Annotated in this window: 25 protein-coding genes; 10 read left to right on the top strand and 15 right to left on the bottom strand. The window is 70.6% G+C overall.

Annotated features, from left to right (window positions below; genetic code table 11):
• Window positions 1–60: 60 nt before the first annotated feature.
• From ABZT17_RS15605 to ABZT17_RS15580, 6 genes are all read right to left on the bottom strand, one after another.
• Window positions 61–375: a hypothetical protein gene (locus ABZT17_RS15605; RefSeq protein WP_356348699.1), complete on the bottom strand. Its 315-nt coding sequence runs from the start codon at window positions 373–375 to the stop codon at window positions 61–63.
• Between the two features lie 128 nt (window positions 376–503).
• The gene (locus ABZT17_RS15600; RefSeq protein ID WP_356348697.1) at window positions 504–1,505 is read right to left on the bottom strand and encodes a TerC/Alx family metal homeostasis membrane protein; all 1,002 of its coding nucleotides are present in this window, start codon (window positions 1,503–1,505) and stop codon (window positions 504–506) included.
• A gap of 232 nt (window positions 1,506–1,737) precedes the next feature.
• Entirely contained in the window at window positions 1,738–3,768 is a 2,031-nt protein-coding gene (locus ABZT17_RS15595; RefSeq protein WP_356348695.1) for a TerD family protein, read from the bottom strand.
• A 53-nt stretch (window positions 3,769–3,821) separates the two neighbouring features.
• The gene (locus ABZT17_RS15590; protein ID WP_356348693.1) at window positions 3,822–4,400 is read right to left on the bottom strand and encodes a TerD family protein; all 579 of its coding nucleotides are present in this window, start codon (window positions 4,398–4,400) and stop codon (window positions 3,822–3,824) included.
• A 162-nt stretch (window positions 4,401–4,562) separates the two neighbouring features.
• The gene (uvrB, locus tag ABZT17_RS15585) at window positions 4,563–6,698 is read right to left on the bottom strand and encodes an excinuclease ABC subunit UvrB (RefSeq protein WP_356348691.1); all 2,136 of its coding nucleotides are present in this window, start codon (window positions 6,696–6,698) and stop codon (window positions 4,563–4,565) included.
• A 40-nt stretch (window positions 6,699–6,738) separates the two neighbouring features.
• Window positions 6,739–7,602 carry an MHYT domain-containing protein gene (locus ABZT17_RS15580; protein ID WP_356348689.1) on the bottom strand — a complete coding sequence of 288 codons (864 nt, stop codon included), beginning with the start codon at window positions 7,600–7,602 and terminating at the stop codon, window positions 6,739–6,741.
• A 280-nt stretch (window positions 7,603–7,882) separates the two neighbouring features.
• Between ABZT17_RS15580 and ABZT17_RS15575 the strand changes: the two genes are divergently transcribed.
• Entirely contained in the window at window positions 7,883–8,755 is an 873-nt protein-coding gene (locus ABZT17_RS15575; RefSeq protein ID WP_356348687.1) for a glycerophosphodiester phosphodiesterase family protein, read from the top strand.
• 72 nt (window positions 8,756–8,827) lie between these two features.
• A complete protein-coding gene (locus ABZT17_RS15570; protein WP_356348684.1) occupies window positions 8,828–9,382 on the top strand; it encodes a methylated-DNA--[protein]-cysteine S-methyltransferase in 555 nt (184 codons plus the stop codon).
• 67 nt (window positions 9,383–9,449) lie between these two features.
• On the opposite strand, the gene ABZT17_RS15565 is transcribed toward ABZT17_RS15570, so the two are convergent.
• Complete coding sequence (locus ABZT17_RS15565; protein ID WP_356348682.1) at window positions 9,450–9,878, bottom strand: VOC family protein; 429 nt, start codon at window positions 9,876–9,878, stop codon at window positions 9,450–9,452.
• A 102-nt stretch (window positions 9,879–9,980) separates the two neighbouring features.
• Between ABZT17_RS15565 and ABZT17_RS15560 the strand changes: the two genes are divergently transcribed.
• Complete coding sequence (locus tag ABZT17_RS15560) at window positions 9,981–10,886, top strand: pseudouridine-5'-phosphate glycosidase (protein ID WP_356348831.1); 906 nt, start codon at window positions 9,981–9,983, stop codon at window positions 10,884–10,886.
• Between the two features lie 59 nt (window positions 10,887–10,945).
• The gene (locus ABZT17_RS15555) at window positions 10,946–11,869 is read left to right on the top strand and encodes a sugar kinase (protein ID WP_356348679.1); all 924 of its coding nucleotides are present in this window, start codon (window positions 10,946–10,948) and stop codon (window positions 11,867–11,869) included.
• Window positions 11,870–12,164: 295 nt separating this feature from the next.
• On the opposite strand, the gene ABZT17_RS15550 is transcribed toward ABZT17_RS15555, so the two are convergent.
• Window positions 12,165–12,959: a methyltransferase domain-containing protein gene (locus ABZT17_RS15550; RefSeq protein WP_356348677.1), complete on the bottom strand. Its 795-nt coding sequence runs from the start codon at window positions 12,957–12,959 to the stop codon at window positions 12,165–12,167.
• Between the two features lie 294 nt (window positions 12,960–13,253).
• Between ABZT17_RS15550 and corA the strand changes: the two genes are divergently transcribed.
• On the top strand, window positions 13,254–14,381 hold the full coding sequence (gene corA, locus ABZT17_RS15545) for a magnesium/cobalt transporter CorA (RefSeq protein ID WP_356348675.1): 1,128 nt from the start codon (window positions 13,254–13,256) through the stop codon (window positions 14,379–14,381).
• A gap of 10 nt (window positions 14,382–14,391) precedes the next feature.
• Here the strand turns inward: corA and ABZT17_RS15540 are convergent, their stop codons facing one another.
• The 4 genes from ABZT17_RS15540 to ABZT17_RS15525 all read right to left on the bottom strand — a co-directional run bounded on the left by ABZT17_RS15540 (window position 14,392) and on the right by ABZT17_RS15525 (window position 16,481).
• Window positions 14,392–14,820: a CBS domain-containing protein gene (locus ABZT17_RS15540; RefSeq protein ID WP_356348673.1), complete on the bottom strand. Its 429-nt coding sequence runs from the start codon at window positions 14,818–14,820 to the stop codon at window positions 14,392–14,394.
• Between the two features lie 140 nt (window positions 14,821–14,960).
• The gene (locus tag ABZT17_RS15535) at window positions 14,961–15,383 is read right to left on the bottom strand and encodes a PPOX class F420-dependent oxidoreductase (protein ID WP_356348670.1); all 423 of its coding nucleotides are present in this window, start codon (window positions 15,381–15,383) and stop codon (window positions 14,961–14,963) included.
• Between the two features lie 79 nt (window positions 15,384–15,462).
• The gene (locus tag ABZT17_RS15530) at window positions 15,463–16,104 is read right to left on the bottom strand and encodes a uridine kinase (RefSeq protein WP_356348668.1); all 642 of its coding nucleotides are present in this window, start codon (window positions 16,102–16,104) and stop codon (window positions 15,463–15,465) included.
• Window positions 16,105–16,121: 17 nt separating this feature from the next.
• Window positions 16,122–16,481, bottom strand: a complete 360-nt coding sequence (locus ABZT17_RS15525; RefSeq protein ID WP_356348829.1) for a helix-turn-helix domain-containing protein — start codon at window positions 16,479–16,481, stop codon at window positions 16,122–16,124.
• A 220-nt stretch (window positions 16,482–16,701) separates the two neighbouring features.
• On the opposite strand from ABZT17_RS15525, the gene ABZT17_RS15520 reads away from it, so the two are divergent.
• The 4 genes from ABZT17_RS15520 (at window position 16,702) to ABZT17_RS15505 (ending at window position 20,375) form a co-directional block, all read left to right on the top strand.
• Entirely contained in the window at window positions 16,702–17,382 is a 681-nt protein-coding gene (locus ABZT17_RS15520; protein WP_356348666.1) for an NAD(P)H-binding protein, read from the top strand.
• 121 nt (window positions 17,383–17,503) lie between these two features.
• On the top strand, window positions 17,504–18,205 hold the full coding sequence (locus tag ABZT17_RS15515; RefSeq protein WP_356348664.1) for a DUF2293 domain-containing protein: 702 nt from the start codon (window positions 17,504–17,506) through the stop codon (window positions 18,203–18,205).
• 76 nt (window positions 18,206–18,281) lie between these two features.
• Complete coding sequence (locus ABZT17_RS15510) at window positions 18,282–18,761, top strand: anthrone oxygenase family protein (RefSeq protein ID WP_356348826.1); 480 nt, start codon at window positions 18,282–18,284, stop codon at window positions 18,759–18,761.
• A 126-nt stretch (window positions 18,762–18,887) separates the two neighbouring features.
• Window positions 18,888–20,375, top strand: a complete 1,488-nt coding sequence (locus ABZT17_RS15505; RefSeq protein WP_356348662.1) for a glutamate synthase subunit beta — start codon at window positions 18,888–18,890, stop codon at window positions 20,373–20,375.
• Between the two features lie 21 nt (window positions 20,376–20,396).
• On the opposite strand, the gene ABZT17_RS15500 is transcribed toward ABZT17_RS15505, so the two are convergent.
• On the bottom strand, window positions 20,397–20,891 hold the full coding sequence (locus ABZT17_RS15500) for a carboxymuconolactone decarboxylase family protein (protein ID WP_356348659.1): 495 nt from the start codon (window positions 20,889–20,891) through the stop codon (window positions 20,397–20,399).
• Between the two features lie 47 nt (window positions 20,892–20,938).
• On the opposite strand from ABZT17_RS15500, the gene ABZT17_RS15495 reads away from it, so the two are divergent.
• Window positions 20,939–22,405, top strand: coding sequence for a PLP-dependent aminotransferase family protein (locus ABZT17_RS15495; RefSeq protein ID WP_356348657.1), 1,467 nt, complete (start codon window positions 20,939–20,941; stop codon window positions 22,403–22,405).
• A gap of 111 nt (window positions 22,406–22,516) precedes the next feature.
• Here the strand turns inward: ABZT17_RS15495 and ABZT17_RS15490 are convergent, their stop codons facing one another.
• Window positions 22,517–22,771, bottom strand: a complete 255-nt coding sequence (locus tag ABZT17_RS15490; protein ID WP_356348655.1) for a DUF397 domain-containing protein — start codon at window positions 22,769–22,771, stop codon at window positions 22,517–22,519.
• On the bottom strand, window positions 22,772–23,632 hold the full coding sequence (locus ABZT17_RS15485) for a helix-turn-helix transcriptional regulator (protein WP_356348652.1): 861 nt from the start codon (window positions 23,630–23,632) through the stop codon (window positions 22,772–22,774). It lies immediately after the preceding gene.
• Between the last annotated feature and the right edge of the window lie 114 nt (window positions 23,633–23,746).

The raw sequence follows: 23,746 nt of genomic DNA, 5'->3' as shown, positions 1-23,746 counted from the left end.
GAGCGATCCTCGCAGAGCCGACCGGGCCCCGCACTCCGGTCGTACGGGGCCCTGAGCCCGTCACTTGAACTGGGTGAGCCCCTCGACGTCGCAGTCGGTGAAGGACGGCGGCCGGGTGCACAACGCGCCCATCTGCTCGGCGAACTTGGCGGTCTCGGGGCTGTCGCTGTTGGCCATGGCCTCCTCGTACGAGTCGAACTCGACCACCACCAGATAGCGGTTCGGCTGGTCGCGGTCCTGGAGGACCAGACGGTGCGTGGGACCACCGCCGCGGCCCGCGAAGTGCTGGTCCATCTCCTGCGACAGCTGCCGCATCTCCTCGAAGCGATCGGTCTCGAAGTCGATGATCTGTACGAACCTCTTGGGTGCGTCCATGGATTCCTCCACCGGGCCGTGGCTCTCCCGGGGCGGGAGTGCTCAGCACCCAACGAAGCACCGGGAGCGATATGCGGCAATTCATCCTGCGTCGCTCCCGGTGCTGGTTGTTCCTACGTCGGTCGTGGTCAGGCCTGGATGCTGTCCTTCGGAGCGCCTTCGCTCCGCGCCTGCGCCGCCTCGGCCGCCGCCTGCTTCTTGGACGCCCGCAGGCTGGTGATCGTCGTGACGACCAGGACCGAGCAGATCACGCCGAGGGAGACCGGGATGGAGATCTCCGGGACGTGGACACCGGACTCGTGCAACGCGTGGAGCACGAGCTTGACGCCGATGAAGCCCAGGATGATCGACAGACCGTAACTGAGGTGGACCAGCTTCTTCAGCAGGCCGCCGATGAGGAAGTAGAGCTGCCTCAGACCCATCAGCGCGAAGGCGTTGGCGGTGAACACGATGTACGGGTCCTGGGTCAGGCCGAAGATCGCGGGGATCGAGTCGAGCGCGAACAGGACGTCCGTGGTGCCGATCGCCAGCATCACGACCAGCATCGGGGTCATGACCCGCTTGCCGTTCTGCTCGATCCACAGCTTGGTGCCGTGGTAGCGGTCGGCCACGCCGAACCTGCGCTCGACGGCCTTGAGCAGCTTGTTCTCCTCGAACTCCTCGTCCTCGTCGTCGGCCCGGGCCTCCTGGATGAGCTTCCAGGCGGTCCAGATGAGGAAGGCGCCGAAGATGTAGAAGACCCAGGCGAAGCTGGCGAGGATCGCGGCGCCGGCGGCGATGAAGATCGCCCGCAGGACCAGGGCTATGAGCACACCGACGAGGAGCACCCGCTGCTGGTACTGCGAGGGCACGGCGAACTTCGCCATGATCAGGACGAAGACGAAGAGGTTGTCGACACTCAGGGACTTCTCGGTGATGAAGCCGGCGAAGAACTCGCCGCCCGCCTGGCCGCCGCCGAAGACGAGCAGGCCGAGTCCGAAGAGTCCGGCGAGGGCGATCCAGACGACGGTCCAGATCCCGGCTTCCTTGATCGAGACGTCGTGCGGTTTGCGGCCGATGAAGAAGTCGACCGCGATGAGGGCGGCAAGGCCCACGATGGTGAGGACCCACAGGGTCACGGAAACATCCACTGCGCCTCCGGCAGGACGGAACGGCAAATAACCAGCGTCGTCGCGCTGCCGGAGGTCTCTTCCACCCACGGTGGGCCGACGCCCCGGGACCAGGACCTGACCTGATCCGTATTGACGGGTACGCCGCAGTCGACAGGGAGTACTCCCCTCCGTGTGGACAACAGTACCCCAATCACCAAGGAAAGGTAAAGTGATTGGCAAAGAAAAAGCCAAAGGTGCAGGTCAGGCGACTTTACGTGTACTTGGTACGAGCGGCTGCCACTTGGTTGAGCACCTGCTGGAGCACCTGGCTGCCGGGCGGCACCAGCGCCGGCTCGTAGGTCCAGGCGTGGCCGACCCAGGGGTCCGCGAGATGATCGTCCGGCAGCGGGGTGAGTCGCAGCAGCGAACGCCACAAGGGGTCGAGCAGAGGACCGTAGCCGGAGGCGTCCTCGCGGTCCGCGACCATCATCAGATGGACACCGACGGCCGGACCCTCGTCGGCCAGATAGCGCAGCTGGGTCACGGCCCGGTCGTCGAAGCCGTGCGGGAAGTCATGGATGATCAGCAGCTGTTCGGCCGGGTCCAGACCGGGCGGCAGCGAGTCGGCCGCGCCGCCGCGGACCGCCATCTGCATCAGGTCGACACGCTGGGTCAGCCGGGTCAGGACGTCCGTCACCCCGGCCGCTCCCAGCGCGGGCGGGGCCGCGAGCACCCCGGCCCGCACCAGCGGGGCGAGCGCCTGCGCGCCCGCCCCGGCGGGGTCGATGACATGTACGCCGAACTCGCCCGCCGGGTAGACCGCGAGCAGCCGGGCCGCGAGCGCCACCGCCGTGTCCAGTGCCAGGCGCCCCAGTTCCGCGCCGTCGGCGAAGGACTCGTCGAACGAACCGGAGGGGCCGCTGTCGATCCACAGGCCGCGCTCCAGCGGCAGCCGGACGAGCATCGGGATGCGCAGCGGCTCGCTCTCGGGCAGGTGGAGGTCGCCCAGCCGTACGGCCATGGGGATCTCCATCGGCACCCGGTAGCCGTGCCACACGGGGTTGTCCCAGCGCGCGTAAGCGGGCGGCAGTGCGGGCTCGACGACCTCGGCCTCGGCGGAGAGCTGGGCGAGATCCCGGTCCAGGGCCGCCCGGGCCTGGTCGACGAGTTGGGCGTGTTTGGCCTGGGCGGCCTCGCGTGCCGCGTCGCCCTGCCCGCCCAGCCTGCTGCGCGGGTCGGCCAGGGCCTGGTCGATCTCCTTCTCCATCCGCGACTCCGCGAAGTCGACGGCGCTGCGGTATGCGGCCGTGGTGCGGGCCAGGTCCTCGAACATGCCCCAGATCTGGTTGTAGAGACGTTCGTCCATGGACCAGCCGGTCGCGTCGCCCGCGACGGGCTGTGCGGGCTGCCCGGGCGGGGCCACAGGCGCGGTCGGCGGCGGCGGAGGCGGGGCTGCGGCCTGTCGGCCGGGGTGGCTGTAGTCGACCGGGGTGTGGGTGGACGGGGTGGCCGCGGACGGGTCGGCGACGGAAGGGACCTGCGGGGTTCCGAGCCCGGGTGCGCCCGGAGCACCGTACGGAGAGGTGGGTTGCCCGGGCGTGTCGGAGGCCTGGGGAGCGTACGGGGACATCTGTTCCGGTGATACGGGGCCGGGGGCGCCCTGGGGAGCGGGCCCCGTCGTCGGTGCCGCCGTCTGGCGGGCACGGTCGCCGTCGGCGGTGCGCTGCGGGGGCGCGGGGACGGCGCGGGCGAGGCTCCGGGCGACCGCTTCGTCGATCTGGCCGGCGAGCCGGTGGGCCTCGGACAGGCCCTGGTCGGTGAAGAGCTCGGCGAGGCCACCCGCGTAACCCTGGCCGACGGCGCGCACCTTCCAGGCGCCCTGCCGGCGATAGAGCTCCAGGGCGACGACGGCGGACTCGGCGTCCAGACCGGTGATCGTGTACGTGGCGACCTCGGTGCCGTCAAGGCCGGTGACCGCCACGAGCGGCGCGGCCACGGCGCCGAAGCGAGCCGGGCCACCGGCGCCGGTGGGCAGGGCGAGCAGCACGTTCACCCGGTGCACGGCCTCCGGCATGGCGCCCAGATCCACCGCGAGCCGGTGGTCGGCGGCCGCCTGCCGGGAGACCTCCAGGCCGGGCAGGGTGGGCGTGCCGGGGTGCGCCACCCATTCGGCACCCCGGGCCTTGCCGTGCTCGTCGCTGAGCGAGGCCGAGGCCACGACCGGTGTGCCGGCCGCGACCCGGATCTCGAGACGGACCTGGGAGAGCGGGTGGTTCTGCCCCCGCACCAGCTCGGCCGTCATCGCGCTCGTCCCCCTGTGTCGCCGGTCTGTCGTGTGCTGCTCGTCAGGTGGTCCTACAGGACCGGCAGGATCGCCGGCATCAGGTCCTGGAAGGTACGGCCGTTGGCGGGGCTGCCGATGGCCGTCATCGTCCAGCCCGGGCCCGAGCGGTGGACCTTCGCCATGATCTGGGCCGTGTACTGTCCGCCGCCCGCCAGCGTGTAGCGGGCGAGTTCCTGGCCGTTGGTCTCGTCGACCAGGCGGCAGAACGCGTTCTGGACTTCCTGGAAGGTCTGGCCCGTGAACGAGTTCACGGTGAAGACGATCTGGTCGATGTGGACCGGGACGCGTGCGAGGTCGACGAGGATCGCCTCGTCGTCACCGCCCTGGCCGACGCCGCCGACGAGGTTGTCACCGGTGTGGCGGACGGAGCCGTCGTCGCTCACCAGGTGGCGGAAGAAGACGACGTCGACGGGCTGCTTGTCCGCGAACAGGACGGCGGAGGCGTCCAGGTCGATCTCCCGGGTGCGTGAGCCGAACAGGCCGCGCCGGGGAGCCGCCTGCCAGCCGAGACCCATGCGCACCGCGGTCAGGCTGCCGCCGTCGTTCTTCTGCAGACTGATGGCCTGACCCTTGGTCATGTTGACGGTCACGCGCCGATTCCCCTCTCGAACTGTCCCCTGTTGCCGCGGACTCCGCGGTTGTCCAGAACCCTACGCAGGGGCACCGACAGTGCCGTACCCCGGCTCGAGCTTTGTGTCGGTCTTGCAACACAGTGCCGCGTATACCGAGGTACGGCGGTGGTTCGGCGGGCCTCAGGCCAATCCGGCCTCTCTCATCTGACGCAGTTCCTTCTTCATCTCGGAGACCTCGTCCCGCAGTCGCGCCGCGATCTCGAACTGGAGGTCGGCGGCGGCGGCACGCATCCGCGCCGTCATCTCCTCGATCTGGTCGGCGAGTTCGGCCGCGGGGCGGTCGGTGGGGACCGTCTCCTTGCCCTTGCCCTTGGCCGCCTTTCCGCCGGCAGTCTTACCGCCGAGGGCGGGCACGGGGGCCTTGGCGCCCTTGCCGTCCTTCGACTTGCGGTAGCCGGAGCCGAGGAGCTGTTCCGTGTCCACGTCCTCGCGGGCGATCTGGGCCACGATGTCGTTGATCTTCTTGCGGAGCGGCTGTGGGTCGATGCCGCGCTCCGTGTTGTACGCGACCTGCTTCTCCCGGCGGCGGTTGGTCTCCTCGATGGCCTTCTCCATCGCCGGGGTGATCTTGTCGGCGTACATATGGACCTGGCCGGAGACATTGCGCGCCGCGCGGCCGATGGTCTGGATCAGGGAGGTGCCGGAGCGCAGGAAGCCCTCCTTGTCGGCGTCGAGGATCGCCACCAGGGACACCTCGGGCAGGTCGAGGCCCTCACGCAGCAGGTTGATGCCGACCAGGACGTCGAACTCGCCGGAGCGCAGCTCGCGCAGCAGCTCGACGCGGCGCAGGGTGTCGACGTCGCTGTGCAGATAGCGGACCTGGATACCGAGTTCCAGGAAGTAGTCCGTGAGGTCCTCGGCCATCTTCTTGGTGAGTGTGGTGACCAGGACACGCTCGTCCTTCTCGGTGCGCTGCCGGATCTCGTGCACCAGGTCGTCGATCTGGCCCACGGTGGGCTTGACCACGACCTCCGGGTCGACCAGGCCGGTGGGACGGATGATCTGCTCGACCGTGCCGTTCGCGCGCGAGAGCTCGTACTTGCCTGGGGTCGCCGACAGGTACACCGTCTGCCCGATGCGCTCCTGGAACTCCTCCCACTTCAGCGGACGGTTGTCGAGGGCGGACGGGAGGCGGAAGCCATGGTCGACGAGAGTCCGCTTGCGGGAGGCGTCGCCCTCGTACATGGCGCCGATCTGCGGGACCGTGTTGTGCGACTCGTCGATGACCAGCAGGAAGTCGTCCGGGAAGTAGTCCAGGAGGGTGTTCGGCGGGGAGCCGGGCAGACGGCCGTCGAAGTGCATCGAGTAGTTCTCCACACCCGAGCAGGAGCCGATCTGGCGGAGCATCTCCAGGTCGTACGTCGTACGCATCCGAAGGCGCTGGGCCTCCAGGAGCTTGCCCTGCTTCTCCAGCTCGGCCAGGCGCTCGCCGAGCTCCTTCTCGATGTCGTTGACGGCCCGCTCCATGCGCTCGGGGCCCGCGACGTAGTGGGAGGCAGGGAAGACGTACAGGTGCTGGTCGTCGCTGATGATCTCGCCGGTGAGCGGGTGCAGGGTGGAGAGGGCCTCGATTTCGTCGCCGAACATCTCGATGCGGACGGCCAGCTCCTCGTAGACCGGGAAGATCTCGATGGTGTCGCCGCGGACCCGGAAGGTGCCCCTGGTGAAGGCCAGGTCGTTGCGCGTGTACTGGATGTCGACGAAGCGGCGCAGCAGCTGGTCGCGGTCGATCTCGTCGCCGACCCTCAGGGGGACCATGCGGTCCACGTACTCCTGGGGAGTACCGAGGCCGTAGATGCAGGAGACCGAGGCGACCACGACGACGTCGCGGCGGGTGAGCAGCGAGTTGGTGGCGGAGTGGCGCAGGCGCTCCACCTCCTCGTTGATCGAGGAGTCCTTCTCGATGTAGGTGTCCGACTGCGGGACGTAGGCCTCGGGCTGGTAGTAGTCGTAGTACGAGACGAAGTATTCGACCGCGTTGTTCGGCAGCAGCTCGCGGAACTCGTTCGCCAGCTGGGCGGCCAGCGTCTTGTTCGGCGCCATCACGAGGGTGGGGCGCTGGAGCTTCTCGATCATCCAGGCGGTGGTGGCGGACTTGCCGGTGCCGGTCGCGCCGAGCAGGACGACGTCCTTCTCGCCTGCCTCGATGCGTCTGGCCAGCTCGGCGATGGCCGCCGGCTGGTCGCCGCTGGGCTGGTAGGGGCTGACGACCTCGAAGGGCGCCACCGTGCGTTCGATGTTGGAAACGGGCCGCATGAACTCCACCGTACGACCCGCCACTGACAATGCGGTCCGATCAGCGGTTCTGCGGGGTGCGGGAGCCGCGCCGGGCGACCTGGTGGACCGGGCGGAGGGGACGCTGGGCCGGGTGGTGGACGTCGGGATGGGCCGGGACGCCGGGCTTCTGCTGGACGGGGGTCCAGTCGGGGTTGCCCATGACCATCAGGGGGTCGAACATCACGACCACGGCGGCGATGAGGAGGAAGGCGAGCGGACCGACCAGCATGGGCCACAGCAGCTCGGCCGGCGACGCGCCCGAGGTCGGGGCGGAGGTGCCGTGCAGATGCACGGTGAGGGCCGCCATGCCGGTGTAGTGCATACCGCTGACCGCGAGACCCATGACGAGGCTCGCGCCGACGCTCCACAGGAAGCCGCGGACCTGTCCGGCGGCCCACAGGGCGGCGGTGGCGGCGACCATCGCGATGACGACGGAGGCGCCGACCGTGAGCGTGTTGTACTCCAGCTTTCCGTTCAGGCGCATTCCTGCCATGCCGAGATAGTGCATGGAGGCGATGCCCAGGCCGGTGATGGTGCCCCCGGTGAACAGGGCCGTACCCCTCGCGCCCTTGTAGCCGACGATGAAGATGCCGACGCCGACCATCACCACGGCGAGGCCGAGGCTCGCGAACGTCGTCGGCTTGTCGTAGTGGATGGGCGCCTGTCTGACGGTGAACCCCATCATGGCGACGAAGTGCATGGTCCATATGCCGGAGCCGATCGCCGCCGCGCCCAGGGCGAGCCAGGCGGGCCGCGAGGGCTGGGCGACGAGCAGGGCTCTCGTGGTGCAGCGCAGTCCGAGCGCACCGCCCAGGCAAGCCATCAGGTAGGCCACCAGGGGTGTGACGAGTCCGTAGCTGAATCCGTCGACCGTGCCTTGCATGCGCGGCTGCCCTTCCCGCCCTCTTGCGTCCCGGAAATCCCTGAAATACGCCCCCTCCCAGGACCGCCCGAGCGGTCAGGGTTGAGGCAGAGAGTATGACCCCCACCGGAATGGTCGAACGATTTTCCGGCAAAGAAACACGTCGTTGCCCCAGTTGTGCGGCACCGGTGAGCGGACTCGGGCAACTCCATTCAATGTGTGGCCATTCTGCACCGCGTCGCCGTTTACTCTCTGCTGTCACAGTTGAGCTGTACGTGATCATCCGACGCGAGGAGTGCGTATGTACGCGCGCGCAGTTGTCGCCCTCACCACCGCGCTGCTGGGGGTCGCCGCCTTCCTGCTGCCCGGGTCCGACGCCCGGGCGGGCGATGTCGGCGCGCCGCTGGTGTTCGGTCACCGGGGCGCCTCCGCCTACGCACCCGAGAACACGCTGGCCTCCATCGACGAGGCGGCCCGGCTGGGCGTCCGCTGGGTGGAGAACGACGTCCAGCGCACCAAGGACGGCGAACTCGTCGTCATCCACGACGACAGCCTGCCGCGCACGACCGACGTCAAGCAGCTCTACCCACACCGTTCCCCCTGGAAGGTGAAAGACTTCACGGCGGCCGAGATCGCTCGCCTCGACGCGGGGAGCTGGTACGGGCCGCGGTACACGGGCACGCGCGTGCCGACGCTCGATCAGTACATGCGCGAGGTCGAGCACAACCGTCAGAGCCTGCTCCTGGAGATCAAGAACCCGGAGCTGTACCCGGGCATCGAGCAGCAGATCCTGAAGCTCCTCACCAACGAGGGCTGGCTCGACCAGCGACATCTGTACGGCCGGCTGATCGTGCAGAGCTTCAGCGCGGACAGTCTGAAGATCGTCCACGAGCTGAAGCCGGCGATCAGGACGGCCCTCCTCGGGACGCCGACGATGGCGCATCTCCCGGAGCTCGCGACCTTCACAGACGGAATCAACCCCTCCTTCCCTTCGATCTCGACGGGTTACGTCTCTGCCGTGCACGCCTTCAGGGGACCGCACGGCAAGCCCCTGTCCGTCTTCACCTGGACCGTCGACGACGCCCCCACGGCCCGCCGGGCCGCGCGGTACGGCGTCGACGGCGTCATCACCAACAGGCCCGACGTGATCGGGGCGGCCCTGCAGTCGCCCTGAGCCGGATGCCCGAGACGCAAGCTCCTGCCCGCTCCTCCGGGCGTTGTCAGTGGCGGGTCGTACGGTGGGCGCATGGACAGCCATGGGCAGTACGAGCAGCAGGTCGTGTGGGCGGTGACGGACACGGGCATCGGTCCGCTGCTGCTGGCCGCGACCCGCGAGGGCCTGGTCAACGTCGTGTTCCACGCCACGGACGCGGTGCGCGACAGGGCGCTGGAGCGACTGGCGTCCCGGCTGGGTGGCGAGCCCGTCGAGGCACCCGACTCGCCGTTGCTGGCCGAGGCGATACGACAGTTCGAGGCCTACTTCGCGGGGGAGCGCCGCGACTTCGAGCTGCCCCTGGACTGGTCGCTGATCTCCGGTTTCAACCGGCAGGTGCTGCGCGAGCTGGCGTCCGGCGTGCCGTACGGCGCGGTGGTGGGCTACGGCGACCTGGCCGGGCGGGTGGGGCAGCCGGGCGCGGCCCAGGCCGTGGGGACGGCGATGGGCTCCAATCCGCTGCCGGTCGTCGTGCCCTGCCACCGGGTCGTCGAGAGCCACGGGGGAATCGGCGGATTCGGTGGCGGGCTGGAGACGAAGCGGAAGCTGCTCGCCCTGGAGGGCGTGCTGCCCGAGCCGCTCTTCTGACGTCGTTCCGTGACCGCTGCGCGAACGGTGGTCGGACGGGGGCCACGCGCGTGTGGCCCCCGCGGCCTCAGTCGTAGTGCCGGGCCTCGAAGACGTTTCCGTCCGGGTCGCGGAAGTAGAAGTTGCGCTTGGCGGTGCCGCGGGCGCCGAAGGAGTCGTACCCGATGGCCGAGACGGGTACCGAGCTCTCCTCGAGCCTGCCGCGCAGTTCCTCGAAGTCCTGAGCGGGCAGGGCCAGGCAGACGTGGTTGACCGGATGACCCGAGCTGTCGGCGGCGCCGGGGAGCATCCTCATGCGCTCCGCGGTGGTGAGGGGCATGAGGTCGAGGATGGTCTCGTCGTTGAGCCGTACGGAGGGAAAGGACACCCTGCCCGCGGCGAAGTCGGTGAGCCGCAGGGGTTGCATGCCGACGGTCTTCTCGTAGAAGTCGGCCGACGCCACCGGGTCGCTCACCCAGAGGACGACGTGGTCGAGACGTGCCGTGTTGTCCGTCATGCACCCCAGGTTGGTGTCATCCCCCACACACCGCAAGGGTTTGATCAGGCACGCCGTTCGCCAAGGATGAGGCGAGAACGAACGACAGGAGGCAGGGCCGTGGTGCTGGTGGTTTCCGAAGAAGTACGCGAGGCGGTCGACGCGCGTCGACCCGTGGTGGCCCTGGAGTCCACGATCATCGCGCACGGGCTTCCGCGCCCGCGGAATCTGCAGGTGGCGCTGGAGCTGGAGGACGTCGTACGGCGGGAGGGCGCCGTTCCGGCGACGATCGCGGTGCTGGACGGGCGGCCCCATGTCGGCCTGGACAAGGAGCAGTTGGAGCGGGTCGCCAACGAGGACGGGATCCGCAAGCTGGGGCACCGGGACCTGCCGCTCGCGGTGGCGTCGGGCGCGAGCGGGGCGACCACGGTGTCGGCCACGGCGGCGCTGGCGGCGCTGGCCGGCGTGCGGGTGTTCGCGACGGGCGGGCTCGGCGGGGTGCACCGGGAGTGGACGGTGACGCAGGACGAGTCGGCCGACCTGGGGCTCCTCGCCCGGACCCGGATCACCGTGGTGTGCGCGGGAGTGAAGTCGATCCTGGACGTGCCGGCCACCCTGCAGCGGCTGGAGACCTTGGGTGTCGCGGTGGCCGGATACGGCACGGACCGCTTCCCCGGCTTCTATCTGTCCGACTCGGGGCATCCGGTGGAGTGGACGCTGGAGAGCCCGGAGCAGGTGGCGGGCGTCATGCGCGCGCAGGACGCGCTCGACGGGCCCGAGTCGTCGCTGATCGTCGCCAACCCGGTGCCCGAGCAGGAGCAGCTGGATCCCGAGCTGCACGCGCGCGTACTCGCCGACGCGCTGCACGCGTGTGAGGCGGAGGGAGTCAGCGGGCAGGCCGTCACACCGTTCCTGCTCGACTACCTGGTACGGCACACCGACGGGGCCTCACTGACCGCCAACCTGGCGGCGGTGCGCGGCAATGTACGGCTGGCCGCACGGATCGCGGCGGCCTGGGCCGGGGCGTGACGACAGGGTCGGGCGGGGCGGGGTCCGGCGGCACGTCGGGCCGGCCGGGGTCCCGCGGGGTGACGGGCCCCCAGGGCTCACGGACCGGGGCCTTGTTGGTCGTCGGGGACGTGATCACGGATGTCGTCGCCCGGCATCGTGGGCCACTGGCCTCGGGGACGGACACGGCCGCCGCGATCCGGACGGTGCCTGGTGGGGCAGGCGCCAATGTGGCCTGCTGGGCTGCTCATCGGGGCTGTCCGGAGGTGCGGCTGCTCGGGCGGGTCGGGGCCGACTCGGCGGACTGGCACGAGCGGGAACTGGCCGCGTGCGGAGTACGGCCGCGGCTGGTGGTCGATCCGGAGGCGACCACCGGGACGGTGATCTGTCTCGTCGACGCGGACGACGCGGCCGAGCGGACGTTTCTGACCGACAGCGGTGCGGCGGTGCGGCTGGAACCCGATGACTGGTCGGACGCGCTGCTGGACGGCGTGGCCCGGCTGCATCTCTCCGGGTACCTGCTGTTCTCGGAGTCGAGCCGGGCGCTGGTGGCAGTGGCTCTGAAGGCGTCACGCGCGCGTGACGTGCCGGTGAGTCTGGACCCCGCGTCGGCCGGGTTCCTCGCACGGCTGGGCGTCGACCGCTTCCTGGAGCTCGTCGAAGGGGTGGATCTGCTGCTGCCGAGCCGGGACGAGGCGTGTCTGCTCACCGGTTTGCACGACGCGGCGGACGCCGCGGCGAAGCTGAGCCGGCATGTCCCACTGGTGATCGCCAAACAGGGCAGGGACGGGGCGTCGGTGGCCCGTTCCGGGGCGGTGTCCGCCCACATCCCCGCCGTACCGGCGAACCCCACGGACACCACGGGGGCCGGCGACGCCTTCACGGGTGCCGTCCTCGCCGCCCTGCTCGCCGGGGCGGAGCCGGAGGAAGCGGCGCGGGAGGGGTGCCGGGCGGGCGCGGAGGCCGTCGAGCAGGTGGGCGGGCGACCACGGAGGCCGGGCTGAGCGGACGCGGTGGCGAGTGGCGAGCGGCGAGGTTCGGCACAGCCCAGTCGGGTCCTTCAGAACTCCCCCCGGGGGGATCGCCACCGGACGTGGGGTTGACGGCCTTCGCGGCGACTCAAGGCAACTGAGACGGCCCCCGGGGCAGCTCAAGGTGACCGACGCGGGGGCGGCGAGCCGAGAGGGCTGGTCGGGATCCCGACCCGCGCGGCGGCCGGCCCCGACACGCCGCGCAGCGGTCGCGCGCTCCCCCGCCCCCGTCACAGCCTTCCGCCTTCCGCCCTCCGCCCCCAAGGCCCTACGCCTTCCTCCCCCAAGCCGAGATCATCGGGGCGGTTGCCAGGTCCATCGTCCCGGATGCCACGTTCGCGAGGTGGGTCTCGATGTCCTCGGCCGTGGCCAGGCCGGCCTCGACGAGCTGGCGGCCGATCTGGCGGACCGTGGCGGACTCGAGGGCGGCGCAGGCCGGGGAGGTGAGGGGGAAGTACGCGTCGGCCTCCACCCGGCGCAGGCCGGCCTCGCGGAGGAGTCGAGGAAGGCGGCGCCCGTAGGAGAGGTCCGCGCCGCGGTCGGCCAGGAGTTGGCGGAAGCCGTGCCGCAGGCGGTTGGCGAGGCGTTGTTCGGGGCCGTGTTCGTCAGGACAGGTCAGGGGCTGGAGGGCGGGGTCGGCGTCCTCGACGAGGAGGCGGCCTCCCGGGCGCAGCGACTTGATCATCGACCGCAACGCCCGTTCCCGGTCCGGGACATGGACGAGCACGAGCCGGGCGTGCACCAGGTCGAAGCCCTCCCCCGGCGGCTCGTCGGCGCCCACGTCGTGGACTCGGACGTCCACCGGCGGACGTGCGGCGGAGGCCAGCAGCGAGGTGTCGATGTCGGTGGCGACGACCTTTCCGGTGGGGCCGACCTTCTTGGCCAGCCAGGACACCACGGAGGTGCCCCCGGCGCCGACCTCCCAGCAGCGCCAGCCGGGGCCGATGCCGAACCCTGCGAGATGCCGGAAGGTCGTGGGGTCGAAGAGAGTGGCGAAGGCGTCGAAACGCTCGCCCGCCTCGCGCTGCCGGTTGTCGAGGAGATACCCGTCGGATCGCGTCATGCCGCGATCATCCCAGTTGCCCGGCTTGCCGGGAGTGGGCGACGCGGCGCCTGTGACTTCTCCTACAAGTCCTGTGAGTCCTGGGCAAGTCCTGTGAGTTTTATGACGGTATGACCGGGCCTGCCGCAGGCGATCGCGCTGTCCACAGGCGGGAACAAAGCGGAATCCCCCGTTTCCACAGCCTCACCCGGCGCTTACGAAGACCTGGCAGACTGACGCGCCACGACGCAGGAACCCGGTACCCGAGGCCGGGTCACGCGTCTGATCCGGGGAGATCCACGCGAGGAGATCCATATGTCCATGGCAGGGAATCTGCGGAAGGTCACGAGCCTCGGCAGGGTCGGTGGCCTGCGCAAGGTGGCACGGCTGGCCCGACGGCGCCCACGCGTCGACCTGAGCCACCCGGCCCGGTCCCCGCTGGGCTCCTCCGTGGTGAACTGCGTGACGTACCGGGACGGTGTGCGGGTGCCCGGCAGCGGTGATCTGGTCGACGCGGTGGAGCGGGTGCGCAAGAACCGGGACGGCTTCGTGTGGCTCGGTCTGCACGAGCCCACGGACCAGGAGTTCGCGGGTATCGCCGAGCTGTTCGACCTGCATCCGCTGGCGGTGGAGGACGCGGTCGAGGCCCACCAGCGTCCGAAGCTGGAGCGGTACGACGACACGCTGTTCGCGGTGTTCAAGACGGTCTGCTACGTCGAGCACGAGCAGCTGACGGCGACCAGCGAGGTGGTGAACACCGGCGAGATCATGGTGTTCGTCGGCGAGGACTTCGTGATCACGGTCCGGCACGGGATGCACGGCTCGCTGGGCCCGCTGCGCGAGGAGCTGGAGTCCGACCACCGGCAACTGGCCAAGGGGCCGGCGGCGGTGCTCCACGCGATCGCGGACCACGTGGTCGACGACTATCTGAACGTCACGGACGCCGTCCAGGCGGACATCGACCAGGTCGAGTCGGATGTGTTCGCGGAGAACGGCGCGCGGACCGACCCGGGGCGGATCTACCAGATGAAGCGTGAACTGCTCGAACTGAAGCGGGCCGTGGTGCCGCTCGCCCGCCCGGTCGAGGATCTCGCGACCCGGCCGATCCGGGTGGTCGCCCCGGAGATACAGGCCTACTTCAGGGATGTCCTCGACCATCTCATGCGGGTGAAGGAGCAGATCGCGTCGTTCGACGAACTGCTCAACTCGATCCTGCAGGCCTACCTCGCGCAGGTCACGGTCGCGCAGAACGAGGACATGCGCAAGATGACGGCGTGGGCCGCCATCATCGCCGTGCCGACGATGATCTGCGGGCTGTACGGCATGAACTTCCAGTACATGCCGGAACTGCACTGGAAGTTCGGATACCCCCTGGTCCTGGTGGTGATATCGGCGATATGCCTGGCGCTCCACCGTGGCTTCCGGCGCAACGGCTGGCTCTGAGATACGGCGGTCAGCCCGTCGCGGTCCTGGCGTAGACGCTGTGGGCGAAGTCGGCGATCTGGTCCTCCGTCAGATGCCGGGCCAGGTCGGCCTCGCTGATCATGCCGACCAGCCGCTTGTTCTCGATGACGGGGAGCCTGCGGATCCGGTGGTCCTGCATCTCCCGGAGCACATCGCCGACGTCGGCGCCCGCGTCGATCCAGCGCGGGGTGCCCTGAGCCATCTCGCCGGCGGTCACCCTGGCCGGGTCGTGGCCCATGGCCACGCAACCGACGACGATGTCACGGTCGGTGAGGATGCCGCAGAGCCGCTCGTTCTCGTCGCTGATGGGCAGGGCTCCGACGTTGAGCTCACGCATCAACTGGGCCGCGCGGTCGAGTGTCTCGTGGGCGGGGATCCACTGGGCGCCCCGGTGCATGATGTCTGAGGCGGTGGTCATGGAGTACCTCCCGGTGCCGGGCGGCCGGCACGGCACGGGACGCGCCGCTGAAACCGGCGCCCTACATTCTGGCCGCCCGGCGCCTGGGCCGCACCCGGAACCGGGCGGTAACAGCGGAGTTTCCGTCCGGGCCGGAGGCCTCAGGCGGAGAACCCGACGATCTTCCGCGGCACCACCCGGACGATCACCCGGACCTCGTCGTCCTTCTCGGCGGGCGGGTCGATGCCGAGGTACTTGTGGGAGAGCTCGTACGGGAGCCGCTTGGCCTCGTCGGGGAGGATCTCGGCGGTGCCGCGGATCTCGACCGAGGTGTAGGGGTCGGCGAGGTCGAAGACGGTGAGGCTGACGCGGGGGTCGCGGCGGAGGTTGCGCACCTTCTGACGCCCGTCGGTGGAGGAGAAGAGCACGGTGTCGCCCTCGCGCTTGATCCACACCACCGAGTTCTGCGGGGCGCCACCGGGACCGAGGGTGGCGACACTGGCGAAGTTCCTGCTGTCGAGGAGGGCGCGGACCGAGTCGGTGAGGGGGACGGGTCCGGCGGAGGCGTTCGAGGAGATCGTCATGGAGCCACACTAACTACATGCACATACATGCAAAAGGCAATTGTTGATCGTCTCCGTGGGCGGGCGTCCCCTCGGTCGGTCAGCCGCTCCACGCGGGGTGTCGGGGGTCGTCGGCGCGTACCAGGACGTCGGCGGTGCCGGCCGGGTCGGTCTCGGCCTCGTAGCGCTCGTAGGCGGGGAGCGTCCAGTGGTCGGCTTCGGGGGTGCGGCGGCGGAGGGCGCCGGGCGAGAGGAGGACGTGGACGGTCAGGTCGAAGGGGAACCAGTGGCGCAGCAGGAGGGGGCCGTGCAGCAACAGGAATCCGCCGGGCGGGAGTTGGACGTAGGGGCTGCGGGTGGCGCGGTCCGTGGCCGGGTCCCACAGGTCGGGCAGGACGCGTCCGTCGGCGCCGGGTTCGAGGGGGCCGAAGACCTCGCGCCACAAGGCGTTGGTGTCGAACCAGCCGTTGTAATACGCCTCCACGTCCTGGTGGCCGTACTCCAGGCGGACCGAGGCGGGGCGCAGGAAGCCCTCCGCGCCGACGACCAGCGAGGGGCGGCCGTGTAGGCGCAGGGACTCGGCCACCCGTTCGGCGAGGTCTCCGGGGTGGGCCGCGGGGGCGCCGTCGAAGGCGATACGGGGCCAGGGACTGCCGTCGGCGGGCTGGAGGTCGAGCAGTCGCTCGGCCAGGAGGTCGCCGAGCCGGTCCCAGGTGATCGCTTCGAGTCGCACAGGGCCCATGATGCGTCAGCCGCCGGTCAGGACGCGTACCGGCCCAGAGACTCCTCGTGGGCTCGGCGGGCGGCGAGGAGGTGCGGGAGATGGGTCTCGCTCCAGACGCGGGCGGCGTCCAAGAGGGGGATCAGAGAGCGGCCGAGAGGGGTGAGGGCGTATTCGACGCGGGGTGGGTTCTCGTCGTAGGAGGTGCGGGTCAGCAGTCCGTCGCGTTCCATCGCGCGCAGGGTCTCACTGAGGACCTTGGGGGTGACGGCCGTGAGCGGGACGCGGAGTTCGGTGAAGCGGCGGGGGCCGCCCTCGAGGCAGCGGATGACCATACCGGTCCATTTGTCGCCGACCCGAAAGGGCATGACGGAGGAGGGACAGACGGGATCGAACATGTCGGGGTCCAGCGGGGCGGATCGCCCGGTGACAGCCGGGGAATCGATCGAGCCCGCCGAATTCGTCGAGCCGGTCGCGTCGGTGCGGGCCGTCGAGTCGGTGCGGGCCGTCGAGTCGGTCATCGGTCGAGGTTAGCGCCGGTTCCGTTGAAGTAACCGGGGTCCGCGCTCCTAACGTCCAGCAGGCATCGAAACGCGGTGCCGGGCAGGGAGGTTGGGCATGGGCGGGATCGTGGTCCTCGGAGCAGGCGGCCGGGCCGGGCGGGCGGTGACGGCCGAAGCGCTCGGGCGCGGGCTGGATGTGACGGCCGTGGTGCGGGAGCCGGACCGGTATCCGGCGCTCGGGAAGGAGGGGGCGACGGTCGTACGGGGCGATGTGACCGACGCCGAGTCGGTGCGGGCGGTCGCGGTCGGGCATAGGGCCGCGGTGCACGCGGTGTCGCCGTTCAGCGGGCCGGAGCAGGGGTTCGACTCGCTGGATCCGGAGTTCTTCGTCAAGGCGGCGGACGCGTTGCTGGACGGGCTGGCGAAGGCGGGGGTGCGGCGGCTCGTCGTGGTGGGGCTGTTCGCCAACCTGCTCGGGGCGGACGGGCGACCGTTGATGGACGATCCGGCGGTGTTCCCGCCGGAGATACGGCCGTTCGCGCTGGCGCACACGGCGGGGCTGCGGCGGCTGCGGGAGGCGGGAGAGGGCGGTTTCGTCGACTGGGTGATGCTCACCCCGGGCGGTGGGCTGGAGGAGGGCGCGCCACGCACCGGGCGGTACCGGTTGGGGGACGAGCGGGTGCCGGAGGGCGGCTCCGTGGTGTCGTACGCGGATCTCGCGGTGGCCGTGGTCGACGAGATCCGGACACCGACGCGGCACCGCAGGCGGGTGTCGGTGGTGCGGGCGGAGAGGTGACGGAGGTGAACGGCTGTGAGGTGAGGTGATCGGAACGCAGGAGTCCGCGGCGGAGACGGGTGCGGTGCGAAGGGCGTGAATTCGGGTGGTCCGGTGGACCGGGCGGGGGAAGGAATCACGTATGGCACAGCTCGCAACGCCCTCGGCCCGCACCGGCCTTCTCGTGATCCAGCCGTTGCGGAGGCGGTACTGCGGGGAGTGTCACTCGGGGCCGCTCGCGCTGCTCGTGCCCGAGGAGGGGGCGCCGCGGTGTCTCGACTGTGCCGACCTGGGGCATCTGGTGTTCCTTTCGCGCGGCGACACGGCGCTGACGCGCCGCTCGCGGGAGGAGAGCGCGCTGTCGGCGGTCGTGGTGCGGTTCAACCGGCGCAAGGGACGCTATGAGCGGCAGGGCGTCCTGGTCGAGGAGGCGGCGCTGGTGCGGGCCGAGGCACGGTGCCTCGAGGACGCGGAGGCGCGCAGGAGACGGCGGTCGCGGGACGCCAAGCGGCGGGCCGCGGAGGATGTGCGGTTCTCGGAGGCGTTCGCGGCGGAGATACGACGGCTGTTTCCGGGTTGTCCCGAGGAGCGGGCGCGGCAGGTCGCGGCGCATGCGTCGGTGCGGGGCAGTGGACGGGTGGGGCGGAGTGCGGCGGGGCGGGCGTTGTCGGAGGGGGCGGTGGTGTCGGCGGTGGCGGCGTCCGTACGGCATCTGGAGACGCCGTACGACCGGTTGCTGATGGGCGGGGTGCCTCGGCATGAGGCCCGACGGCGGATCAGGGCGGGGGTGGAGGCGGTGCTGCGGGAGTGGCGGCACGAGGGATCGGACGCCGACCGAGGGTGAGGGGCGGCGGGGCAGTCGGGTTGGCGACGGCCTGGATCAGGGGCGCTCGGAGTGCGTACGGGGAGTTGGTGTGGGCGTGATCGATGGGCCGTACCTGTGGTTGACCGTGTTGGGGGTGCTCGGGACCGGGCTGGTGGCCGGGGTGTTCTACGGGTTCTCCACGTTCGTGATGAGAGGGCTGGCCGCGCTGCCGCCCGCGCAGGGCGTGGCGGCGATGAACGCGATCAATGTGACGGCGGTGATGCCGGCGTTCATGATCCTGTTCGTGGGGTCGGCGGTGCTGTGCGCGGTGATCGGCGTGGTGACGTTCGTGCTGTGGCCCGGCGACGGGAAGGTGGAGCTGCTGCTGGGCAGTGTGCTGTACCTCGTGGGCTGCTTCGGCGTGACCATGGTCTGGAACGTGCCCCGCAACGACGCGCTGCTCAGGCTGGACCCGGGCACCGCGGAGGCGGCCGCGTACTGGCCGACGTATGTGCGCGAGTGGACGTTCTGGAACCACGTCCGGATGGTCGCCTCGGCCGGTTCGGCGGTGGCGTACGTGCTGGCGATCACCTGACGCTCCCCCGGGGCCGAAAGCGCTGTCCGTCCCCTCTGCGCCGGTGGCCGGTACGTCGTATCGTGGCCGAAAGAGTGCCGCCCGATGACGCTCGGCCTGTCCCACGCGTACGCAAGGAAGACGCCCATGGCCGATCCCAAGGGATTCATGACCACGCCTCGCCAGGACTGGCCGCGCCGGCCGGTCGAGGAGCGGGTGCGGGACTGGAACGAGGTCTATGTCCCGGGGGCGCTGCTGCCCATCGTCGAGAAGCAGGCCGACCGCTGTATGGACTGCGGCATACCGTTCTGCCACGACGCCTGTCCGCTCGGCAATCTGATCCCCGAGTGGAACGACCTGGTCAGCCGGGACGACTGGCGGCAGGCGGCGGACCGGCTGCACGCCACGAACAACTTCCCTGAATTCACCGGGCGGTTGTGCCCGGCGCCGTGCGAGTCGGGGTGTGTGCTGGCCATCAACCAGCCCGCGGTGACCATCAAGAACGTCGAGGTCGCCATCGCCGACCAGGCCTGGGAGCTGGGCTTCGCGCCGCCGCGCCCGCCGGACCGGCTGTCCGGGCGGACGGTCGCGGTGATCGGGTCGGGGCCGACCGGGCTCGCGGCGGCACAGCAGTTGACGCGGGCGGGGCACACCGTCGCGGTGTACGAGAAGGACGACCGGCTCGGGGGGCTGATGCGGTACGGGATCCCCGAGTTCAAGATGGAGAAGCACCATCTGGAGCGGCGGATCGAGCAGATGCGGGCCGAGGGGACGAAGTTCCGTACGTCCACGGCGGTCGGGCGGGATGTCGGGGCCGGCGAGTTGCGGGCCCGGTACGACGCGGTGGTGATCGCGACCGGGGCGACGGCGTGGCGGGAACTGCCCGTACCCGGGCGGGAGTTGGCCGGGATACATCAGGCGATGGAGTATCTGCCGCTGGCCAACCGGGTGCGCGAGGGGGATCTGGAGAGTTCGCCGATGTCGGCGGCCGGGAAGCATGTCGTGATCGTGGGCGGTGGTGACACGGGGGCGGACTGCCTGGGCACGGCCGTGCGTGAACGGGCCGCGTCCGTCACCCAGTTGGACATCTACGCGCAGCCGGAGGCGGAGCGGGACGAGGACATGGAGCCCTGGCCGACGTACCCGAAGATCTACCGGTTGTCCGCCGCGCACGAGGAGGCGCGTGATCTTCGGACGGCGCCGGCCGCGGACGCGGACGCGCGGCTGTTCGCGGCGTCGACGCTGCGCTTCGAGGGCGACGAGAGCGGGCATGTCCGGTCGTTGCACCTGGTCGAGGTGGACGCCGCCCGGCGGGTGGTGCAGGGAACCGGGCGGACGCTGCCCGCCGATCTCGTGCTGCTCGCGCTGGGGTTCTCCGGGCCGGACCGCGAGGACGGGCTCGTGGACCAGCTGGGGTTGGCGATGGAGGCACGCGGCACGGTCGCACGGGACGCCGGGTTCGCGACGAACGTCCCCGGGGTGTTCGCCGCCGGGGACGCGGCGCGCGGGCAGTCGCTGATCGTGTGGGCGATCGCGGAGGGGCGGGCGGTGGCGGCGGCCGTCGACCGTCATCTCACGGGGAGTTCGAGGCTGCCGGCGCCGATCGGGCCGTACGACCGGCCGATGACCGTGTAGGGCGGGCGCGGCGGCCGTCGGTCACCGGCGGCGTTCGTCCGTGCCCGCCACCTTGCCGGTCGAGAGAGCCACCCTGTTCCAGGTGTTGATCGTGAGGATCAGGGCGAGGACATGGGCCAGTTCCTCCTCGGTGAAGTGGGTGGCAGCCTCGGTGTAGACGTCGTCGGGGACGCCCGCGTCGGCGACCGATGTCACCGCCTCCGTCAGGGCGAGGGCCGCCTGTTCCCGCTCGGTGAAGAAGTGGCGGGCCTCGCGCCAGACGGCGACCATGTGCAGCCGGTCCTCGCTCTCGCCGGCCTTGCGGGCGTCGTTCGTGTGCATGTGAAGGCAGTACGCGCAGTGGTTGAGGTGCGAGGCACGGATCTGGATCAGTTCGACCAGGGAGGGGTCGAGGCCCTCGCGGGCGGCGGCGTCGAAGCCGATGAGGGCGCGGAAGACCTTCGGTGCGGCCTTGGCGAGGTCGAGGCGGGTGCGCGGTGCCGGGAGCGTCGTGTTCACATGCGGGTTCGCGTTCATGTGGTCCACGCTACGAGGGTGAAAGACCCCTTGTAGGGTGCATTTCCATGGCGAGATCGTGGGTCAATTCCGCGGAGCGGATCGGGGCCGACCTCCATCTGGAGCTGGCCGGGACGGGCGGGCGGCGGGCCGCGCTCATCGCGGCGCTGCGGGAGGCCGTGCGCGGTGGGCGGCTCGCTCCGGGCACCCGGCTGCCGCCGTACCGCTCGCTCGCCGCCGACCTCGGTGTCGCCCGCAACACGGTGGCCGACGCGTACGCGGAGCTGGTCGCGGAGGGGTGGCTGACCGCGCGGCAGGGGTCGGGGACGAGGGTCGCCGAACGGGCAGAGCCGCTGCGGCACCCCGCCCGGGGCGCCGTGAACGGCGGAACATCCCCGAAGGCCGACCCGGCGGACCGCCCGACGCCCGCCCCCCGCCACGATCTGCGTCAGGGCACCCCGGACGCCTCCGCCTTCCCCCGCGCGGCCTGGCTGACCTCCTACCGGCGGGCTCTGCAGCAGGCGCCCAACGAGGTGTTCGGGCCCGGCGATCCCGCCGGACGCGTCGAGTTGCGCGAGGCGCTCACGGAGTATCTGGCACGCGCGCGTGGAGTGCGGACCGAGCCGGGCCGGATCGTGGTCTGCTCCGGGTTCGCGCACGGCCTGCGGCTCCTGTTCGCCGGGGGTGTGCTGCGCGGGCCGCTGGCCGTGGAGGCGTACGGGCTGCCGTTCCACCGGGAGTTGCTCGCGGGCGCGGGCGTACGGACCCTGCCGTTGCCGCTGGACCGGCACGGGGCGCGGGTGGACCGGTTGGGGCGGGAGCGGGCCGTACTGCTCACGCCCGCGCACCAGTTCCCGACCGGTGGGCCGCTGCACGCCGAGCGGCGGGCCGCCGTCGTCGACTGGGCACGCGCGCGTGACGGTGTGGTGCTGGAGGACGACTACGACGGGGAGTTCCGCTACGACCGCAGGCCCGTCGGCGCCCTTCAGGGGCTCGACCCCGACCGGGTGATCCTGCTGGGCTCGGTCAGCAAGAGCCTGTCACCGGCCGTGCGGCTCGGCTGGCTGGTGCTCCCGGAGCGGTTCGTCGGCGGCGTGCTCGCGGCCAAGGGCGAGCGCGAGGCATGGGCGAGCGTCCTGGACCAGCTGAGCCTGGCCGAGTTCATCACCGGCGGGGCGTACGACCGTCATGTACGGCGTATGCGGCAGCGGTACCGGAGCCGCCGTGACCGCCTCGTGGCCGCGCTCGCCGAGCACGCGCCGCACATCGAGGTCACCGGTGTCGCGGCGGGCCTGCACGCGGTGCTGCGGCTGCCGCCCGGCACCGAACGCTCCGCCGTCAAGGCGGCGGCCCGGCAGGGTGTCGCCCTGGACGGACTGGCCGCGTTCCGGCATCCGGAAGCGGACATGGACGCCGGGGACGGGCTGGTCGTGGGCTGTGCGACACCCTCGGAACACGCGTACACGGCGGCCCTGGAAGCACTGTGCCGGGCGCTGCCACCGCACGCGCCCGGCACCCGACCCTCGAAAAGCTAGGGTCTGCGGCCCGTCCGGGCCTGATGCGGCTTGCCTGTGTCGATCTCAACCATGATTAACGCACCCAATCAATTCAGCACCAACAACACAGCGCCACGTCGGTTCAGTGGCTCAGGACAGCAGGAAGTCGGCCTCCCCCGCCTTGGCGCCCTCGATGAACGCCGTCATCTCGTCGGTGGTGTAGATCAGCGCGGGACCGTCCGGGTCGGTGGACTGCCGGACGGCGATCCGGCCGTCGGCGAGCTTCATGGCCTCCAGGCAGTTGCCGCCGTTGCCACCGCTCCAGGGCTTGTGCCAGCCCTCGCTGCCCAACTCCCGTGCGGGCATGCCGTTGTAGACGTGTTTGCGCGCCTTGATGCGATCCATTCACAGCTCCTTGCGGAGATCCAGGAGGATCTCCTTCGTGCGTTGTGCCGTAGCGGCCTGCGCCGCCATGCGGTCCATGACCTCGAGGTGGGTCGCCACCTCGGCGCGCGCGTCCAGGTAGACGGCGCCGGTCAGGTACTCGCTGTAGACCATGTCCGGCAGTTCTGACATGGCAAATCGGAACAGCACGAAGGGCCCGAACGTACCGGGGTGCGGGCCGTTGAGGAACGGCGCGACCTGCAGCGTCACGTTGGGCAGCTTCGTCGCCTCGAGCAGTCTGTCGATCTGGGCACGCATCACCTCCGGGCCGCCGACGGGGCGGCGCAGCGCGGTCTCGTCGAACACGGCCCAGAACCGGGGCGCGTCGGGACGGGTGAGCAGTTCCTGGCGTTGTATGCGCAGGGCGACATGGCGCTCGATGTCCTCCGGCCGGGTCTGGCCGATGGCGCCCGAGTTCAGCACTCCGCGCGCGTAGTCCTCGGTCTGCAGCAGGCCGGGGAGGAAGTGCGGATCGTAGGAGCGGATGAGGGAGGCGGCGCCCTCCAGGCTGACGTACATGGAGAACCAGCCGGGCAGGATGTCGTGGAACCGCTGCCACCAGCCGGGCCGGTTGGCCTCCTCGGCCAGCCGCACGAAGGTCTCGGCCTCCTCGTCGGAGACGCCGTAGGACTTCAACAGCAGTTGCAGATAAGGGATTTTGAGGGCGACCTCGGCCATCTCCATACGGCGGACGGTGGCGGGGGCGACCCGCAGGACCTTGGCGGCCTCCTCGCGTTTGAGCCCCGCGCGTTCCCGCAGGTCCAGCAGGCGCCGACCGAGGACGACCTGACCGACCGTCGGCGCGGACCGCGGCTCGCTCACCCTCCACCTCCCACTGACCGTCCGTACACGGAAAATCCCGAATGCATGCTGACAGCCATACGGCGCCATTCGAAGACCTATTCGAAGATCTGTACGGTTCCGTACCGGATCTGC

It is taken from the genome of Streptomyces sp. NPDC005648, assembly GCF_040605395.1.
Lineage (GTDB): Bacteria > Actinomycetota > Actinomycetes > Streptomycetales > Streptomycetaceae > Streptomyces.
The sequence above is the reverse complement of the archived record's forward strand: the minus strand, read 5'-3'. Positions and strand labels throughout refer to the sequence as shown.